Origin of the sequence: Burkholderia sp. BCC1977 (genome assembly GCF_905339595.1) — a bacterium.
Lineage (GTDB): Bacteria > Pseudomonadota > Gammaproteobacteria > Burkholderiales > Burkholderiaceae > Burkholderia.
Map to the genome: position 1 here is coordinate 1 of NZ_CAJPGQ010000135.1, position 1,357 is coordinate 1,357.

Annotated in this window: 1 protein-coding gene; it reads left to right on the forward strand. The window is 55.9% G+C overall.

Going from position 1 to position 1,357, the window contains the following annotated elements; all coding sequences use genetic code 11:
• Positions 1-82 precede the first annotated feature (82 nt).
• The gene (locus U5771_RS35070) at positions 83-1,105 is read left to right on the forward strand and encodes an IS110 family transposase (protein WP_322028166.1); all 1,023 of its coding nucleotides are present in this window, start codon (positions 83-85) and stop codon (positions 1,103-1,105) included.
• Positions 1,106-1,357 lie beyond the last annotated feature (252 nt).

Genomic DNA, 1,357 nt, shown 5'->3' on the forward strand with positions numbered 1-1,357 from the left:
AAGCGGACATAATGAAATGGCCAGCCCGATCCCCGCGACCGTTCTACGATAGGAAGTTCGGTCCACGGTAGAGGAGAGCGCCATGAACGAGATCACGCTGATCGGTATCGATTTGGGCAAGCATGTGTTTCATCTGCATGCGCAAGACGTGAAAGGTCACGAGGTATTTCACAAGAGGCTGACGCGCGCCCAGCTCCTGCCGTTCTTCGGAAATCTGAAGGCCGTGACGGTTGTCATGGAAGCCTGCGCGGGATCCCATTGGCTGGCACGTCAATTGATCGCCATGGGACATGCAGCCAGGCTCATTTCGCCTCAGTATGTCCGCCCCTTTGTGAAGAGCAACAAAAACGACTACATCGACGCCGAAGCGATCTGCGAGGCTGCGGCGCGACCCTCCATGCGCTTTGTAGCACCTCGCTCAGAGGCACAGCAAACACTTGCTGCGTTGCATCGGGTTCGAGAGGGACTCGTCGTTGAGCGCACGGCCACCATCAATCGAATTCACGGCATTCTTCTGGAATTCGGCATCACTCTGCCAACATCCAAAGCTGTATTGAATCGCATATCCGATGCCTTGGGCGCCAATGAGTTGCCATCTCGACTGGCCGAGCTGCTGCACCGATTGCACGAACACTACCGATATCTGGATCAGCAGGTCCATGACATCGACAAGGATCTGACGTTGCAGTTACGCGAGGACGAAAATGCGGCCCGGCTACTGTCGATTCCCGGGATCGGTGTCGTCACGGCAAGTCTTCTCGCGTCCGAGATCGGGAACGTTAGTCAGTATGAAGGCGGGCGCAACTTTGCTGCGTCGATCGGCCTAGTTCCCAAGCAACACAGCACCGGAGGCCGCAACGTTTTGTATGGAATCAGCAAGCGAGGTGACAAGCATCTGCGTCACCTGTTGGTCCAATGTGCGCGAGCCGTCATCCAGCGAGTGGCGCTGCGAACCGATGGGCTTGGCGAGTGGATTCGATCGATGCTCACACGACGCCATTCGAACGTGGTGGCGTGCGCGGTCGCCAACAAGCTCGCTCGAATCGCTTGGGCTGTACTGACCAAGCACGCCGCGTACGATCCATCGCTCGGGTGTCGTGCTTGAAATTTTGTCCCACCAGGTTTTGCGACTGCTGTAACTCTGATGATCCAACGGCACAGCGACCGGACGAAGAACCTGACAAGTTGTACAGCTCCCAGCAGCTGCCGACATTTTGAGGATCGACCGGTGCGGTTTTCATCGTGGAACGAGGCGTAACCTCAGATTCCGGATAGATTTGCGCAAGCCAAAAACGTCAGAACCAGGGGTTGCAAAATTCGGGCTGGCCATAGATTACAACTTAGCTGCTACAATTAA

What these genes read in the sequence shown, in the direction of transcription:
- U5771_RS35070 (WP_322028166.1), top strand. Translation starts at nt 83, where the DNA reads ATGAACGAGATCACGCTGATCGGTATCGATTTGGGCAAGCATGTGTTT.